The sequence below is a fragment of the Acidiferrobacter thiooxydans genome, from assembly GCF_003333315.1.
Taxonomy (GTDB): domain Bacteria; phylum Pseudomonadota; class Gammaproteobacteria; order Acidiferrobacterales; family Acidiferrobacteraceae; genus Acidiferrobacter; species Acidiferrobacter thiooxydans.
Map to the genome: position 1 here is coordinate 407,311 of NZ_PSYR01000002.1, position 14,559 is coordinate 421,869.

Below are 14,559 nucleotides of genomic sequence, written 5' to 3' on the forward strand. Positions count from 1 at the left end.
CGTGATCGCTAGTGCGGCGCGGCGCGCGAGGTCAGGATGTCGACAGGTAACGGATGGCCGCCTTGCGGCGCATGGCCGCCATCATGTTGTCGACCTCCTGTTGTTCCAGCGACCGGTAAAGGCGCGTCTCGACCGCCGCGAAGGGCGGGGGTGTGTACGGACGCTTGGCCAGCAGTTGGATGATGTGCCAACCAAAGCGGGTCTTGATCGGTGTCGGCGAGATCTCGCCGGTATGCAGGGTGGCTAGTGCCCGATAGAACGATGGCAGGACGTCGGCGGCGTTGAACCACCCGAGCGCCCCTCCTTGATCGGCGGATGAGCCGTCCAGGGAGTAACGGCGCGCGAGTACCGAGAAACGCGCGCCATCGTGCAGCTTTTGGAGGATGGCCAGGGCCTTGGCGCGGGTCGCGACCAGGATGTGGCGGGCCTCGTACTCCTCGTGCGGGGTGTGGAGGAGCTCTTGACGATAGAGCGCCTCCAGGGCCGCGTGCGTGATCCGGTGCGTGGCGAGGAAGTGCTTTAGCATGGCGCGCGCCAGGATGTTCTCGCGATCCTCCTTCAGGGCGACGTGCACCGCGGGTAGTCGTTGAAGGCCGGCCTTACGCGCCGCCTGCGCGAGAATGACGCGATTGATAAGTTCGTTTAGGATGATCTTTCGGCTTTGCGCGTTATGGGGCAAGGGGGGTTGTTGCAGATCGCGGGCACGCACATAGTCCCGGTAATCTCTCTCGGTAATGCGTTCCCCGTTGACCGTCGCCAGCGTAGGGCTTCGGTCGATTGTCGTGCCAGGGTGGCAGCCGGTCAGGAACGCCGTGATCGTCGTGACGATGAGCAGCCATGCGTGCGCAAAACGAAATCGGGACATGGGCGTGATCAGATATCTCCGGGAACGAGGGCGCGGATCGATAGCGCATGAATGTCTTTACGAAGGCCCGCGAGCGCTTCATAGACCAGGCGATGGCGTTCGAGGAGGCTGCAACCCCGGAAGCGCTCGGCGATGATCAGCACCGTGTAATGCCCCCCATTGCCGGCGCCGACGTGCCCGACGTGTTGTAGCGAGTCGTCTGTGACCAGAATCTCGGCGGGCGCGAAGGCCTCTTTCAGGCGTTCGCTGATTGCGTCGCTGAGGCTCACGGCAGCACCTGACGAAACGGTCGTACGGTCACATCCTCGTACACGGCGGCACGCGTGTAGGGGTCCTCGGAGGCCCAGGCGTGGGCTGCGGCGAGCGACGGGAATTCCGCGACGATGAGACTTGCGCTATAGCCGGCCGGTCCTGGATCGGGGCTATCCACGGCGGGGCACGGACCGGCCAATACCAGCCGGCCCTCATCCTGCAGTGTGCGCAGGCGATCGAGATGCCCCGGCCGCGCGGCCTCGCGACGTGCGCTGCTATCGGGTGCGAGTGTCCCCAGGATCATGTACAGCATAAAGCCCCTCTGCCAGGCGTACTCGGCCAGGCGGATCGTGTAGCGCGTATCGTATGCGCCCTCCTGTCAGGAATAAAGGGTTTTAAAAGGCGCCGCGCCATTCTTTTTGCGGGAAACCGGGCGCGCACATCCTTGTGACGCCCTACGCATGCCCGCTCGCAGTATTGGCGGGCCCCGGCCGTGTCAATGGAGGGAGTTTTGGGCGAGCGCCTGGAAGTAGTGGGTCATGACGGCGCGCACCCGCGCCGGATATTGCACGACCTGCATTTGACGCATCCCTTCCCGAAAGAAGTCCTTGGCATCCCCGGGGAGCCCCTGGATGAGATCGTCGAAGACTCGCGACATGAGTTCGATATTATAGGAACGGGTGGCCACGATGGCACGGTTCAGCTGCAGGATGCGCCATGGGCGTCGATCGTCGGATTTGTCGGAGTCGGCGGCGATGTCGCTCGCGGTCGCCTGCATGAGTTTTCCCATGAAGTCGGTCATGTCCTCCAGGGACGCCGGCTCATGAAGTTCATTGGCCATCACCGCCAGCCCGTTTACAATGGGGTCCAGGGTGCGCACGTGTCCATGGTGACGCATGATCCAGTCGCCTATGGAGACCGCGAGCCGTTCGAGTTCGGCCTTGGCCTTGGTAAGGCCAAGCTGTTGGCCGATTTCGCTCAGTTCGGCGAGCGTGAGCAGCCCGGTATTCCCGAGGCGTGTCGCATCGTCGTCGGGCAAGGCCGCCTCTGGTCCATAGCGCTCATCGAGCTCGGCCAGCATGGTAAAAAACTGTTCGAGCATGGTGATGAGCGCGGCTGGATCGTTTTCCCGACCGGTCTTGCCTTGCGGGCGCCAGACCGCCAGGAACATACCGCGTATCCGGCGGAGGTGTTCAAGGGCATGGCGCGGTGCGGGTATAGGGATCATGAGGCCTCGTCGACCGGAAGGTGGAACAATTGTACTACGATTTGCATACACACACAGTCTGGTCGGATGGGGAGCTCGAGCCGGCGTTGCTGGTGGCAAGCGCCGTGACGGCCGGCGTACGTGTGCTGGCCCTGACCGACCACGACACCATGGCCGGCGTCGATGAGGCCGTCGGCGCCGCCCACGGCCTCGGCCTCCAACTCATCCCCGGCGTCGAGCTGTCGGTGAGCTGGCAGGGTTTGACCGTGCATGTGGTCGGGCTCGGGCTCGATGCCGGAAATGTACGCCTGCGCCGGGCCCTGGAGGAGCTACGCGAGATACGCATCGAGCGCGGCCGGGCGATGGTGGCGGCGCTCGCCGCGGCGGGTCTCGGGGAGGCGCAATCGATCCTGGAGCGACCGGGGATCGTGAGCCGCGTCCATGTGGCCGATTGGCTAGTGGCTCACGGCCACGCGCCCGATCGGACGCGGGCGTTCAAGCGCTTCCTGACCAGAGGGACGGTTGCCTATGTGGCGGCACAATGGCCGGATCTTTCCGCCGCGGTCGGCTGGATCAAGGGCGCCGGGGGGTGTGCCGTTCTCGCGCACCCCATCCGTTACCGATTGAGCGGCGGACGCCTGGCGCAACTGGTAGGCGCCTTTACCGAGGCGGGGGGAGCAGCGCTCGAAGTGGTCACGGCGGGGCTCGATGCGGGTGAGATCGGGCGGCTTGCGCGGCTTGCCCGAAAATACGCGCTGCACGCCTCGGTGGGGTCCGATTTCCACAAGGCCCTGCCATGGCGCCCGCGGCCGGGGGGATTGCCGGATCTCCCGGGCGATTGCCGGCCAGTGTGGGACGGCTGGCCGCAGATCGCGTTGCAGGAGATCGGGTGATGGCCCAGTATTTTGTGATACACCCGCATAATCCCCAGGCGCGGCTGGTGCGTGCCGCGGTGGATATCGTGACAAAGGGAGGAGTGATCGTTTATCCGACTGACTCCTGCTATGCGCTGGGTTGCGCGCTTGAGAACAAGGCGGGGAGGGACCGTATCTGCCGGTTGCGAGAGCTCGATCCGAAGCACCCATTCACGCTTGTCTGCCGGGATCTCTCGGATCTGGCGACCTATGCCCACGTCGATAACAGTGTGTACCGCATCCTCCGGGCCCATACCCCCGGCCCTTATACCTTCGTGCTGCCGGCCACCGGCGAGGTCCCACGACGACTGCTGGATCCCAAGAGGCGAACGATCGGTGTGCGCATCCCCGACCACATCGTGACGCAGGCCTTGCTGGCGCAGCTCAAGGCCCCGCTCATGAGTGTAAGCCTGATCCTGCCGGGCGACGACGCACCCCTAAACGACCCGGTGGAGATCCGTGCGCGTCTGGAACATGCCGTCGATCTCGTCATAGACGGCGGGCCGTCTCCAGGAGATCTGACCAGCGTACTGGTCTGGGAAGACCGGGAGTTCCGGGTGCATCGCGCCGGTATGGGGGACACGTCCATGTTCGCGCCGCGCGATGGGGGCTGATATACTCCCGCCATGACTGCCCTGAACCCCTTGCAAACCTTTTCGATCTGGGCGCTTCCAGTGCTGTTTGCCGTAACCTTGCACGAGGTGGCGCATGGGTGGATGGCAAAGCGCCTCGGGGACCCGACCGCCCAGCGCCTCGGGCGGTTGTCGCTCAATCCGATCAGGCACATCGATCCTCTGGGCACGATCCTGATTCCCGGGCTTTTGATCCTGATGCAGGCTGGGTTCATATTCGGATGGGCCAAGCCTGTGCCCATCACCTGGTCGAATCTGCGCAAACCGCGGCGAGACATGGCGTTGGTGGCGCTGGCAGGCCCGGGGGCTAACCTGCTCATGGCACTCCTATGGGCGTTGGTGGGACGGTTGGCAACGTACCTGCCGTCGATGTGGGCGGCGCGGCCATTGTTCTATATGGGCATTGCCGGGATCACGATCAATATCGTGTTGATGGTCTTGAATCTTTTGCCGTTGCCGCCGCTCGATGGCAGCCGCGTGGTGGCCGGACTGTTGCCGGCGCGCTTGGCCGCGCGCTATAGTCGCATCGAACCCTACGGTCTGTGGATCTTATTGTTGCTCGTCGGCACCGGCGTGCTCGGCTCTATCCTGGGCCCCCCGGTGGCGATCTTGCGAGGTCTCGTGTTCGCCTTGAGCAGGATGGGGTAATGTCGTCTGTCCTACCGTCGGCTACGCGAGTCGTGTCCGGTATGCGCGCGACCGGACGGCTCCATCTCGGGCATTATCACGGCGTCCTCAGAAATTGGGTGCGTCTTCAGAATGAATACGATTGTTTTTTCTTTGTTGCCGACTGGCATGCCCTGACCACGCATTACGAAGACCCCGGCATCATCGCCGAGAGCGTCCGCGACATGGTCATCGATTGGCTGGCCGCCGGCGTCGATTGCCAGAACGCCACTTTGTTTGTGCAATCGGACGTCCCCCAGCACGCGGAACTCCATCTGCTGTTGTCGATGATCACGCCACTTGGCTGGCTGGAGCGCGTCCCAACATTCAAAGACCAGCAAGAAAAACTGCGTGAGCGTGACCTCGCAACCTACGGGTTTCTTGGTTATCCGCTGCTGCAGAGCGCTGACATCCTCGCCTACCGTGCAGCCTTTGTACCTGTGGGTGAGGACCAGGTGGCGCATATCGAGCTGTGCCGCGAGGTGGCGCGAAGGTTCAATTATCTCTATGGGCGCGAGGCGGGCTTTCTGGAGAAGGTCGAAGAGGCCCTGCGCATCATGGGCCGCAAGGCCGCTAAGGCCTATAAGGATCTGCGCGAGGCCTATCTGGAGCGAGGGGAGAAGGAGGCCCTGGAGACGGCACGTGCCCTTGTCGAGCGGCAGGCGAACATGACCTTAGGCGATAAGGAAAGGCTTTTCGGGTATCTGGAAGGCCATGGGCGCCTGATCCTCACTGAGCCCCAGGCCTTGCTCACGCCACAGTCGCGAATGCCGGGCCTTGATGGCCAAAAGATGTCGAAATCCTATGGAAACATTATCGGCTTGCGAGAGGATCCGGACGTTGTGGCGAAGAAGATAAAGACGATGCCCACCGATCCCGCACGCAAACGGCGGACGGATGCGGGTAATCCGGATCTTTGCCCGGTTTGGCCCTTCCATGAAATTTATTCCCCAGAGGATGTGAAGGCCTGGGTGCGGAATGGCTGCACGACCGCCAGCATCGGCTGTCTTCAGTGCAAGCAACCGGTCATAGATGCCGTCAATGCCGAGCTTGCACCGATTCGCGAGCGAGCCCATGAGTTGGAACGCGACAGCGCCCGGATTCGAACGATCCTGGCCGAGGGGGCGCGTCGCGCTCGGGAAGCGGCGGAGGAAACGCTGGAAGACGTCCGGCGGGCCATGGGTTTGGCGTGGGAGTAACACCATGAGCGCGGTCCTGGTTCGCGGGGAGGAATGGACCAGTATCCCCGAAGACCTTTACATTCCCCCGGATGCCCTCGAGGTCATTCTTGAGGAGTTTGCCGGGCCACTTGATCTGCTTTTATACCTCATCCGTCGCGAAAATATCGATGTGCTCGATATCCCGATCGCGGAGGTGACGCGCCAGTACATGACCTATGTGGAGATCATGAAGGCGATCAAGCTCGAGCTTGCCGCAGATTATCTAGTCATGGCGGCGATGCTTGCCGAGATTAAATCGCGCATGTTGCTACCAAGGCCTGTGGCGGCGGATCCAGAAGAGGCCGATCCGCGTGCCGAGCTCGTGCGAAGGCTGCTGGAATATGAACGCTACCAGGCAGTATGCGAGAGTCTCGAGGCGAGGCCGCGAGTCGGGCGTGAACTGTTTTTGCCAGAGATACCCATGGATGGCCGGAATAGCGAGCGGCCAGCGCCGACGGTCACCCTGGAGGATCTTCTGAGCGCACTGCGCGCGGTTTTGCGACGCGAGAATGCGTTCGCCCATCACCGGGTGATGCGTGAACCGTTGTCGGTAAGGGAACGAATGACGCATATCCTTGAGCGGGTCCGCTCAGATGGATTCACGGAATTTTCTATGCTTTTTCAGCTAGGTGAAGGAAAGCGGGGTGTTGTCGTCACCTTCCTGGCAATTTTGGAGTTGGTGCGGGAATCCCTGGTCATGCTCGTTCAAAACGAGCCGTTTGCGCCCATTCATTTAAAGGCCGCCGCATGAGCGAGGTACGTATTCGGGATATCGTACAGGCGGCTTTACTTGTCGCAGGGGAGCCGCTCACCCTGGAACGTCTCGGGTCTTTGTTCGCCGATGAAGCCCGGCCGGAACGAGAGGAGCTTCTACAGGCGCTCGAGGATGTTCGCAACGCGTGCAACGGTGGCCCCTTGGAGCTTCAGTGCATAGACAAGGCGTATAGGCTCCAAACCCGCGCGGAGTATGCGCCATGGTTAAATCGCCTGTTTGCGGAGAGGCCAGCGCGTTACTCGCGTGCGGTTCTTGAGACGCTTGCGGTCATTGCTTATCGGCAACCGACGACCCGAGGAGAGATCGAGGCGATTCGCGGTGTGGCGGTGAGCTCGGATATCATAAAAACACTATTATCGCGGGAATGGATTCGGCAAGTAGGGACGAAAGAGGTTCCGGGAAGGCCGGCCTTGTACGGGACGACGCGCGCCTTCCTGGAGAACTTCAATTTGACGTCACTGAGCGAGTTGCCGCCACTGAGTGAGCTGCGGGTTGCGACTGATGATGAGGCAGTCCAGGCGCTCGTGCCAATGGGTCTATCGGGAGACCCTTCGGCCACCGAACCTGAGGCCACCGAACCTGAGGCCACCGAACCTGAGGCCACCGAACCTGAGGCCACCGAACCTGAGGCCACCGAACCTGAGGCCACCGAACCTGAGGCCACCGAACCTGAGGCCACCGAACCTGAGGCCACCGAACCTGAGGCCACCGAACCTGAGGCCACCGAACCTGAGGCCACCGAACCTGAGGCCACCGAACCTGAGGCCACCGAACCTGAGGCCACCGAACCTGAGGCCACCGAACCTGAGGCCACCGAACCTGAGGCCACCGAACCTGAGGCCACCGAACCTGAGGCCACCGAACCTGAGGCCACCGAACCTGAGGCCACCGAACCTGAGGCCACCGAGTCTGAGGGGGGCGGGTCGGGGGAGGTCCTGTGAGTGAGAAACTGCAGAAAGTCCTGGCGCAGCGAGGGCTCGGGTCACGGCGTGAGATGGAGCGGATTATTTCGGCCGGGCGGGTCAAGGTCGACGGTCGGGTGGCGACGCTTGGGGAACGGGTCGATCCCAGTGGGGACATCGTAGTCGATGGTTGGCGTCTGGGGCACCGTCCGCTCCCGAAAGGTCGGGTGCTCATATACCATAAGATGACAGGCGAGATGTGTACGCGAAGTGACCCTGGGGGTCGCCCGCTTGTATTCGACAAGCTCCCGGCGATTCGTCAGGGACGGTGGGTGGCCGTGGGACGACTGGATATCAACTCGTCTGGTCTCATGCTGTTTACGACCGATGGGGAATTGGCGGCGCGACTCATGCATCCTTCGACGGGTGTCGTGCGCCGTTACGCTGTGCGCGTTCTTGGGCGCGCGAGCCCGGATGCCTTTACGCAATTGACGCGAGGCATCATGCTGGAGGATGGGATGGCGCGCTTTACGGAGATGAAGGATGCGGGCGGTGATGGTGCCAACCATTGGTATCACGTTGCTATTATGGAGGGGCGCAAACGCGAGGTCCGGCGATTGTTTGCCGCCGCGGGGCTCGTGGTGAGCCGTCTGATCCGCATCGGCTATGGCCCGGTGGACTTACCGCGAACCTTGCGACCAGGTTGCAGTCGCCCGCTTGCCGCGCCAGCGGTGGCGGAGCTTTATACCGTCGCAGGCCTAGTGGCTCCGCAAAAACCCCGGTGAAGGCCTCCCACCTCGTTCGTGTCTATCACGACCTCTTCGCACGTTACGGGCCGCGGCATTGGTGGCCCGCGGATTCCCCTTTTGAGGTCATGGTTGGGGCGGTGTTGACCCAGAATACGTCGTGGACCAATGTGGAGCGTGCGCTGCAGCGCATGAAGGGCATCGTAGCACTCGAGGCCGCACCTATAGCGGCCTTACCGGTGGATGCCTTGGCCGACGCAGTACGCCCCGCAGGCTATTATAACGTCAAAGCGCAGCGGCTCCAGGCCCTGTGCCGGTGGGTCGTCGACCAAGGGGACATGGAGGTGCTTCACGGGATGGAGACGCAAGCGCTACGTACCGGACTACTGGGTGTCCATGGCGTCGGACCGGAGACGGCGGACGATATCGTTCTCTACGCGTTTGGTCGCCCGGTTTTTGTGATCGACGCGTATACGCGACGGCTCTTTGCGCGCCTGGGTTTTGTGCAGGGCCACGAGACCTACGAGGATATGCGGGAGCACTTCGAACGAGCCCTGCCTCATGACCCGGTTCTCTATAATGAATACCATGCGCTGATCGTCGAACACGCGAAGACGACGTGCCGAACACGGCCGTTGTGCCAAGAATGTATCTTGCGACCGCGGTGCCGGGCCGTTTCGTTTACGGGGCCGGACAAAGGCGTTGGTGGACGGTAGCTATGGCTCAGCGCGTGGTGTGCGGGTCTGCGATCTGGGGTTGCAGAGACATTAAGGAGGGGTGATGGCGCAAAGATGGGGGGTAGTGATCATGGCGGCGACCATGCTCCTGGGTGGCTGCGCAACCACGGGTATGCGCCCGGCACATGGCCCAGACGACCCACTCAAACCGCTAAACAAGAAGATTTTTGTTTTCAACCAGCACCTGGATCGCGTCCTCCTGAAGCCGACTGCTGAGGCCTATGTTGGACTGACACCGTTGCCGCTGCGGCGTGGGATCAGCGATTTCTTCGCCAACCTTGATGATGTGAGGGTGATCGTCAATGAGTCACTGCAGGGTCGCGCAGGTCCGGCATTTCTCGAGACCGCACGCTTTCTCGTCAATTCGACTCTCGGTTTGCTCGGCCTGATCGATGTCGCGACACCTCTTGGTTTACCCGCTCATAACGCGGGCTTCGGGGAAACGTTGGCGGTCTGGGGGGTACGTAGCGGTCCTTATGTGGTGTTGCCGCTCTTTGGTCCAAGCGACGTGCGTGATGCCATAGGGTTGGGCCTCGACAGCTTCACCAACCCCCCCACCTATTTGAGTGACCCGTCGGCGATGTGGGGCGCTTACGGCGCGCAGCTTGTCAATACGCGATCACATTACCTGCATCAGGGCCTGCTCATGGAGCTGGCGGCAGGCGGACACGAGTATACGTTCGCGCGTGATGCGTTCTGGCAAAAACGTCGGGGGCTCATCCGTCGCCGCCGTGCCGGCCACTAGGATTCCCTTTCTGGCGTAGTCCAGGTAAAATTACCGGATTTCAGCGCCTTGGGCGCCTTCATGGGGGAAATATGGTAACGATACGCTTGGCCCGTCGCGGCGCCAATAAGCGGCCTTTCTATTCGATCGTGGTCGCCGACAAGCGCCGCGCGGCGAGCGGGGCCTTTATCGAGCGCGTGGGGTTCTTCAACCCGATCGCGAGCGGCGCCGAGGAGCGTCTGCGTGTTGATCGTGAGCGTGTGCAGTATTGGCTCGAGAGAGGCGCGCAGGCCTCGGAACGGGTCGCGGGGTTGCTAAAGAGCGCCTCCTGACATCATGCCCGACCCGGCGCGCCCTGAGTGGATCGAGGTGGGCCGCGTGGCGGGCGCCTACGGCGTGCGCGGCTGGTTGCGTATCCAACCGCATACGACGCGATCCGAGACAGTCCTGGATTACCAGCCATGGCGCGTGCGTCAGCGGTCCGGTGCGGTGGAGACGCCGACGGTGCTGGAGGCCCAGATCCATGGCAAGGGTCTCATCGTACGCATCGCCGAATGTCAGGTACGCGAGGACGCTGAGCGCTGGACGGGCGGAACGATCGAATGTCCGGTCTCGGCGCTGCCGGCGCTGGCGGCTGGGGAATATTACTGGGGCGAGCTTCTGGGGCTGATAGTGGAGACGGTCGACGGTGTGGTCCTGGGGCATGTGCAGAGGCTCCTGGAGACCGGCGCCAACGACGTACTGGTGGTAAGGGGGGCTGATCGGGAGCGGCTCGTCCCTTATATCCCGGCGGTTGTTCGTCGGGTCGACAAGGACGCACGGCGCATGGTCGTGGACTGGGACCCGGACTTTTGATGTGGATATCGATGTCATCGGGCTGTTTCCGGAGGCAGTGCGCGGATTCTGCGAGTGCGGCATCGTAGGGCGGGCGTCGCAGCTCGGTATCGTCACGCTGCGGTTTTGGAATCTGCGGGATTTTGCTCTGGATAAGCGGCGGACCGTAGACGACCGGCCCTACGGGGGCGGCCCGGGCATGGTCCTGATGGCCGAGCCCGTGGCGCGCGCGATTGAGGAGGTGCGGGCGCATCATGAGGCCCCGGTCCTGTATCTGTCGCCGGCCGGGCGGGTGCTAAACCACGCTGCGGTGATGGAACTCACAGTGCGGCCACATCTCATTCTGTTGGCCGGTCGCTATGAAGGCATGGATGAGCGCATCGTGCGCGCCGCCGTGGATGAGGAGTGGTCCATAGGCGATTATGTGCTGTCCGGGGGGAAGTCGCGGCCGCGGTATTAATCGATGCCGTCGTGCGCCAGTTGCCGGGGGCCCTGGGACACGAGGACTCGGCGCGCGAGGACTCGTTCGTGGCAGGGCTTCTGGACCATCCGCACTACACTCGGCCTGAGCTATGGCGTGATGAGCGGGTCCCGGAGGCGTTGATGTCGGGTGACCACGAACGCGTTCGGGCGTGGCGCCTGCGGGAGTCCCTGGGGCGTACATGGCTCCGCCGTCCGGATCTCTTGGAGGGGCGGGAACTGGATGCCGAACAGAAGCGGCTTTTAGAAGAATTCAAACAGGAATACCGAGGGTAAGGTTATGAGTAATATCATCAAGGAATTAGAGAACGAGTTCCTGAAAAAGGACGTCCCGCAATTCGGACCGGGTGATACGGTCTCTGTCCAGGTGAAGGTCGTCGAAGGGGAACGGGAGCGTCTGCAGGCCTTCGAGGGTGTAGTCATCGCGCGCAAGAACCGCGGTATCAACTCGTCTTTTACCGTGCGCAAGATGTCCTATGGCGAAGGGGTGGAGCGCGTGTTCCCGTTGCACAGTCCGAACATTGCGCGCATCGAGGTGAAGCGTCGCGGTGTGGTGCGGCGCGCCAAGCTCTACTTCCTGCGCGAGCTGACCGGTAAGGCTGCGCGTATCCGCGAGCGCGTCTAGGCGGCGGATATGGGGGCTGAGGGGGCGGACGGGGCGGCTATGGCGAGCCCGTCCGACATCACCCTCATTGACGGTTTTCTCGATACCCTGCTGACGGAGTCCGGTCTTGTCACCCATACCCTAGAGGGGTACAGGCGGGACCTGGAGGTGTTTGCCCGATATCTGGGAGGGCGCGGCCTGCAGGGGGCGCGGCGCCTCGATATCACCGGTTTCCTGGCGGCCGAGATGATGGCCGGGCGGCAGCCGCGCACGAGCGCCCGTCGCTTGTCGGCGCTGCGGCGCTTCTATCGGTATCTGCTGGCCCAACGAGGCCTCTCCGAGGATCCCACCGAAGGCGTCGAAGGGCCTCGACTCGGGATCAGCCTTCCCCGGAGCCTGAGCGAAGAGGAGGTCGAGCGGTTGCTGGCGGCGCCCGGGGGCCGGACACCGGAGGCGCAGAGGGATCGGGCGATGCTCGAAGTCTTGTATGCGACCGGCTTGCGCGTATCGGAACTCGTGGCGTTACGGCTTTCGGAGATCGATAGTCAGGCGGGTATCGTGCGCATCGTAGGCAAGGGGGGGCGGGAGCGGCTCGTGCCCTTGGGAGACGAGGCCCAGGCGGCGCTCGCCGCTTACCTGCGCGAGGCACGCTCCGTGTTTTTGAAGGGTGTGCCGGCCACCGCGGTGTTTTTGACGCGTCGTGGCGGCCCCATGACGCGTCAGGCCTTTTGGGGCAATATCAAGCGCTACGCGGCCAAGGCGGGCGTGGAAACGCCTTTGTCGCCCCATACCGTGCGTCACGCGTTTGCAACGCACCTCATCAATCACGGGGCGGACTTGCGGGTTGTGCAGCTGCTTCTCGGGCACGCCGATCTGTCGACCACCCAGATCTATACCCATGTCGCGCGCGAACGCCTGCGCGCCGTGCATGCCCGGCACCATCCCCGCGGATGAGCCCCCTCAATGGCCGTCGGCCTCCACGAGCTGATCCAGGGCCTCGTGCTCCTGTTCCAGACGGAAGGCCTCGCCACCCAAGGGTCGCGTATAGCCGAGCAGAGCGCCGGTCTGGCGCACTACGGCGCGCCAATTGACTGTGCGCACGCGGCGCCGGAGAATTTCGGATAACTGTTCGTTCAAGCGGCGTTCCTCGCGCCGCAGGATGGAGAGCGAATAGAACGCATCGAGGGACAGATAGGCGAGCAGTACCGTGAGGCCCTGCATGAGCACCGCTGGTGGGCTTAGCAGAACAGAACTGATCGCTGCGATCAATGTGGCGACACCGCCCCCTTTGCCGTAGGATCGAGACCGTTCCTGGGCAAAACGGTTGTCGGCCAGAGATGCGCGCAAGGTCTCTTCGGCCTCCGCAGATCGTGTCTTATGGAGGTTGTGATAATCCCTGAGCAAGAGCAGGAGCCGCGACAGGCGCTCGCGATGGGTCGATTTTTGCACGCCCACATGATCCATGTCGGCCATGCGGCTTGCCGTAAACTCCCCCCACTCGTAATCGCGATCATCGCGTTCGCACTCGTCGATTGCGCGCTGGCAGAGATAGCGCATCTCAAGGATCTCGGCGACCTCTATGGGAAAACGCAGACCAACGAGCTTTCGATAGAAGAACGGGAAGGCATCGGGAGAGTCCTGGAGTCTTGCGAAATCTTCGGACAGAGGCGGCTTGGAATCCATAGCTTCCTTTATGGGGGTCTTTGGCCGGATGGACGCGCGATTGAAAGCCTTTTCGGTATTGTATCAGATATTCGCGCCAACGCATGCCTACTACGGCAGTCCGCATGATGGGCCTCGCTCGGCTAAAATACCCTGAGGAGGCGCGATGGTGAAGCCGGCGACAGAAGGGTTGGTGTTGGCCCTGGGGGCGGGAGGCGCCCGAGGGCTTGCGCACATCGGAGTGTTAGAGGTGTTGGCCGAACATGGGTTACCGGTGCGTGCCATTGCCGGGTGCAGCATAGGGGCCGAGATCGGGGCCCTCTATGCCCGCTATGGCGATCCGGCGGTGCTCGCCAGAATTGCCCTGGGGGTCGACTGGAAGCAGACCTTGCAGCTCTTTTTGCCGGATGCCGCGGCCATGGGCGGCGTCTGCTCGGGGCGCAAGATCCTTGCGTTCCTTGAAGAACACATGTCAGGCATGACCATAGAAGACCTGGGCCTGCCGTTTCTTGCCATTGCCACCGATCTTCATAGCGGCGAGGAGGTGATTCTGCGCTCCGGGCCCGCGGCCGGTGCGGTGCGCGCGAGCCTGTCGTTGCCAGGCCTCCTCATGCCTTATCCTTGGGAGGGCCGGCTTTTGATCGACGGCGGCGTGGTCAATCCCGTGCCCTTCGATGTCGCCGCCGACAGCTTCGGGACACCCGTTGTGGCGGTAGCGGTCCACCAGGGGGCGCGAGGGCTCTCGGCGGCGCCCATTGATGCCCGGCCGGCGAGTTGGCGCGCGCAGTTGCGGGCCTTGCTCGACCAACCCTGGGTGGCGCGTGCCCGTTTGGTGCGGACCTGGCTCGAGGAGCAGCTGGCCGAGCCGGCCGGTCCCCGGACCATGCAGTGGCGGGCGCGCGCCGTGTTGACTCAGGCGGTCAACATTGCCCAGGCGCAGGTCGTTCAGCAACGGCTGCTCGCAAGACGCCCGGCCCTTTATCTGCTGCCTGACGTCGACCGCATCGGACCTTTCGAGTTCTACAAGGCGCGTGCTGCGATCGCCGCCGGCCGCGCCGTGGCGCGCGCGCATTTGCCGGATCTTTATGCGTTGTTGGCGGCCTCCCGCAGGGAGTCACCACCCGAGGCGTTGCCGGGGGAGCCCAAAGTCGGCTCGGTGTAACGGCTGTATGACCGAAAATCCGGTATGCATGGGTGCCCCACCGCCCACGGCCCTTCCGATCGGAGGGTTGGAGTGTTTCCGGCGGCGACATGGGATTGCGCCGGGCTCGAGTTTAATGGGTTGGGGCGCCCGGTGATCCAGGGAATATCATGCGCTGCGCAGGGCCGTGCGCGCCCG

Annotated in this window: 19 protein-coding genes and 1 pseudogene; 15 read left to right on the plus strand and 5 right to left on the minus strand. The window is 63.0% G+C overall.

Annotated features, from left to right (window positions below; all coding sequences use genetic code 11):
* Positions 1–31 precede the first annotated feature (31 nt).
* From C4900_RS08890 to C4900_RS08905, 4 genes are all read right to left on the minus strand, one after another.
* Positions 32–865 carry a peptidylprolyl isomerase gene (locus tag C4900_RS08890; protein WP_065969384.1) on the minus strand — a complete coding sequence of 278 codons (834 nt, stop codon included), beginning with the start codon at positions 863–865 and terminating at the stop codon, positions 32–34.
* Between the two features lie 8 nt (positions 866–873).
* Positions 874–1,134, minus strand: a complete 261-nt coding sequence (locus C4900_RS08895) for a BolA family protein (protein ID WP_065969381.1) — start codon at positions 1,132–1,134, stop codon at positions 874–876.
* Positions 1,131–1,430, minus strand: a complete 300-nt coding sequence (locus C4900_RS08900; RefSeq protein ID WP_114282969.1) for a YciI family protein — start codon at positions 1,428–1,430, stop codon at positions 1,131–1,133. Before C4900_RS08900 ends, C4900_RS08895 begins: the two co-directional genes overlap by 4 nt.
* A gap of 183 nt (positions 1,431–1,613) precedes the next feature.
* Positions 1,614–2,345: a hypothetical protein gene (locus C4900_RS08905; protein WP_141689214.1), complete on the minus strand. Its 732-nt coding sequence runs from the start codon at positions 2,343–2,345 to the stop codon at positions 1,614–1,616.
* Between the two features lie 29 nt (positions 2,346–2,374).
* Here C4900_RS08905 and C4900_RS08910 point away from each other — a divergent pair, with 29 nt between their 5' ends.
* The 14 genes and pseudogenes from C4900_RS08910 to xerD all read left to right on the plus strand — a co-directional run bounded on the left by C4900_RS08910 (position 2,375) and on the right by xerD (position 12,512).
* Positions 2,375–3,217 carry a PHP domain-containing protein gene (locus C4900_RS08910; protein ID WP_170132489.1) on the plus strand — a complete coding sequence of 281 codons (843 nt, stop codon included), beginning with the start codon at positions 2,375–2,377 and terminating at the stop codon, positions 3,215–3,217.
* Complete coding sequence (locus C4900_RS08915; RefSeq protein ID WP_065969375.1) at positions 3,217–3,852, plus strand: L-threonylcarbamoyladenylate synthase; 636 nt, start codon at positions 3,217–3,219, stop codon at positions 3,850–3,852. The genes C4900_RS08910 and C4900_RS08915 overlap by 1 nt, the downstream gene beginning before the upstream one ends.
* Before the next feature lie 12 nt (positions 3,853–3,864).
* Positions 3,865–4,518: a site-2 protease family protein gene (locus tag C4900_RS08920; protein ID WP_065969374.1), complete on the plus strand. Its 654-nt coding sequence runs from the start codon at positions 3,865–3,867 to the stop codon at positions 4,516–4,518.
* A complete protein-coding gene (locus C4900_RS08925) occupies positions 4,518–5,735 on the plus strand; it encodes a tryptophan--tRNA ligase (protein ID WP_065969372.1) in 1,218 nt (405 codons plus the stop codon). Before C4900_RS08920 ends, C4900_RS08925 begins: the two co-directional genes overlap by 1 nt.
* Positions 5,736–5,739: 4 nt before the next feature.
* On the plus strand, positions 5,740–6,507 hold the full coding sequence (locus C4900_RS08930; RefSeq protein WP_065969369.1) for a segregation and condensation protein A: 768 nt from the start codon (positions 5,740–5,742) through the stop codon (positions 6,505–6,507).
* Positions 6,504–7,472: an SMC-Scp complex subunit ScpB gene (gene scpB / locus C4900_RS08935; RefSeq protein WP_114282971.1), complete on the plus strand. Its 969-nt coding sequence runs from the start codon at positions 6,504–6,506 to the stop codon at positions 7,470–7,472. The genes C4900_RS08930 and scpB overlap by 4 nt, the downstream gene beginning before the upstream one ends.
* Positions 7,469–8,218 carry a pseudouridine synthase gene (locus tag C4900_RS08940; protein WP_065969365.1) on the plus strand — a complete coding sequence of 250 codons (750 nt, stop codon included), beginning with the start codon at positions 7,469–7,471 and terminating at the stop codon, positions 8,216–8,218. The genes scpB and C4900_RS08940 overlap by 4 nt, the downstream gene beginning before the upstream one ends.
* Positions 8,219–8,319: 101 nt before the next feature.
* Positions 8,320–8,895 carry an endonuclease III domain-containing protein gene (locus C4900_RS08945; protein ID WP_211306862.1) on the plus strand — a complete coding sequence of 192 codons (576 nt, stop codon included), beginning with the start codon at positions 8,320–8,322 and terminating at the stop codon, positions 8,893–8,895.
* A 64-nt stretch (positions 8,896–8,959) separates the two neighbouring features.
* Positions 8,960–9,661: an MlaA family lipoprotein gene (locus tag C4900_RS08950; RefSeq protein WP_083995688.1), complete on the plus strand. Its 702-nt coding sequence runs from the start codon at positions 8,960–8,962 to the stop codon at positions 9,659–9,661.
* Between the two features lie 71 nt (positions 9,662–9,732).
* Complete coding sequence (gene rpsP, locus C4900_RS08955) at positions 9,733–9,972, plus strand: 30S ribosomal protein S16 (RefSeq protein ID WP_065969359.1); 240 nt, start codon at positions 9,733–9,735, stop codon at positions 9,970–9,972.
* 4 nt (positions 9,973–9,976) lie between these two features.
* Entirely contained in the window at positions 9,977–10,495 is a 519-nt protein-coding gene (gene rimM, locus C4900_RS08960; protein ID WP_114282972.1) for a ribosome maturation factor RimM, read from the plus strand.
* 1 nt (position 10,496) lies between these two features.
* A pseudogene (gene trmD / locus C4900_RS08965) lies at positions 10,497–11,230 on the plus strand (tRNA (guanosine(37)-N1)-methyltransferase TrmD).
* 4 nt (positions 11,231–11,234) lie between these two features.
* Positions 11,235–11,579, plus strand: coding sequence for a 50S ribosomal protein L19 (gene rplS / locus C4900_RS08970; protein ID WP_110136897.1), 345 nt, complete (start codon positions 11,235–11,237; stop codon positions 11,577–11,579).
* Between the two features lie 39 nt (positions 11,580–11,618).
* On the plus strand, positions 11,619–12,512 hold the full coding sequence (gene xerD / locus C4900_RS08975; RefSeq protein ID WP_114282973.1) for a site-specific tyrosine recombinase XerD: 894 nt from the start codon (positions 11,619–11,621) through the stop codon (positions 12,510–12,512).
* A gap of 6 nt (positions 12,513–12,518) precedes the next feature.
* On the opposite strand, the gene C4900_RS08980 is transcribed toward xerD, so the two are convergent.
* On the minus strand, positions 12,519–13,241 hold the full coding sequence (locus C4900_RS08980; protein ID WP_065970581.1) for a hypothetical protein: 723 nt from the start codon (positions 13,239–13,241) through the stop codon (positions 12,519–12,521).
* 145 nt (positions 13,242–13,386) lie between these two features.
* Here C4900_RS08980 and C4900_RS08985 point away from each other — a divergent pair, with 145 nt between their 5' ends.
* Positions 13,387–14,382, plus strand: coding sequence for a patatin-like phospholipase family protein (locus C4900_RS08985; RefSeq protein WP_083995857.1), 996 nt, complete (start codon positions 13,387–13,389; stop codon positions 14,380–14,382).
* The last annotated feature ends 177 nt before the right edge of the window (positions 14,383–14,559 follow it).

Excerpts from the sequence above, each read along its gene's own strand:
- C4900_RS08890 (WP_065969384.1), bottom strand. The coding sequence starts at position 865 with ATGTCCCGATTTCGTTTTGCGCACGCATGGCTGCTCATCGTCACGACG.
- C4900_RS08915 (WP_065969375.1), top strand. The coding sequence starts at position 3,217 with ATGGCCCAGTATTTTGTGATACACCCGCATAATCCCCAGGCGCGGCTG.
- C4900_RS08930 (WP_065969369.1), top strand. The coding sequence starts at position 5,740 with ATGAGCGCGGTCCTGGTTCGCGGGGAGGAATGGACCAGTATCCCCGAA.
- xerD (WP_114282973.1), top strand. The coding sequence starts at position 11,619 with ATGGCGAGCCCGTCCGACATCACCCTCATTGACGGTTTTCTCGATACC.
- C4900_RS08950 (WP_083995688.1), top strand. The coding sequence starts at position 8,960 with ATGGCGCAAAGATGGGGGGTAGTGATCATGGCGGCGACCATGCTCCTG.
- C4900_RS08925 (WP_065969372.1), top strand. The coding sequence starts at position 4,518 with ATGTCGTCTGTCCTACCGTCGGCTACGCGAGTCGTGTCCGGTATGCGC.
- scpB (WP_114282971.1), top strand. The coding sequence starts at position 6,504 with ATGAGCGAGGTACGTATTCGGGATATCGTACAGGCGGCTTTACTTGTC.
- C4900_RS08980 (WP_065970581.1), bottom strand. The coding sequence starts at position 13,241 with ATGGATTCCAAGCCGCCTCTGTCCGAAGATTTCGCAAGACTCCAGGAC.
- C4900_RS08985 (WP_083995857.1), top strand. The coding sequence starts at position 13,387 with ATGGTGAAGCCGGCGACAGAAGGGTTGGTGTTGGCCCTGGGGGCGGGA.
- rplS (WP_110136897.1), top strand. The coding sequence starts at position 11,235 with ATGAGTAATATCATCAAGGAATTAGAGAACGAGTTCCTGAAAAAGGAC.
- rpsP (WP_065969359.1), top strand. The coding sequence starts at position 9,733 with ATGGTAACGATACGCTTGGCCCGTCGCGGCGCCAATAAGCGGCCTTTC.
- rimM (WP_114282972.1), top strand. The coding sequence starts at position 9,977 with ATGCCCGACCCGGCGCGCCCTGAGTGGATCGAGGTGGGCCGCGTGGCG.
- C4900_RS08920 (WP_065969374.1), top strand. The coding sequence starts at position 3,865 with ATGACTGCCCTGAACCCCTTGCAAACCTTTTCGATCTGGGCGCTTCCA.
- C4900_RS08905 (WP_141689214.1), bottom strand. The coding sequence starts at position 2,345 with ATGATCCCTATACCCGCACCGCGCCATGCCCTTGAACACCTCCGCCGG.
- C4900_RS08900 (WP_114282969.1), bottom strand. The coding sequence starts at position 1,430 with ATGCTGTACATGATCCTGGGGACACTCGCACCCGATAGCAGCGCACGT.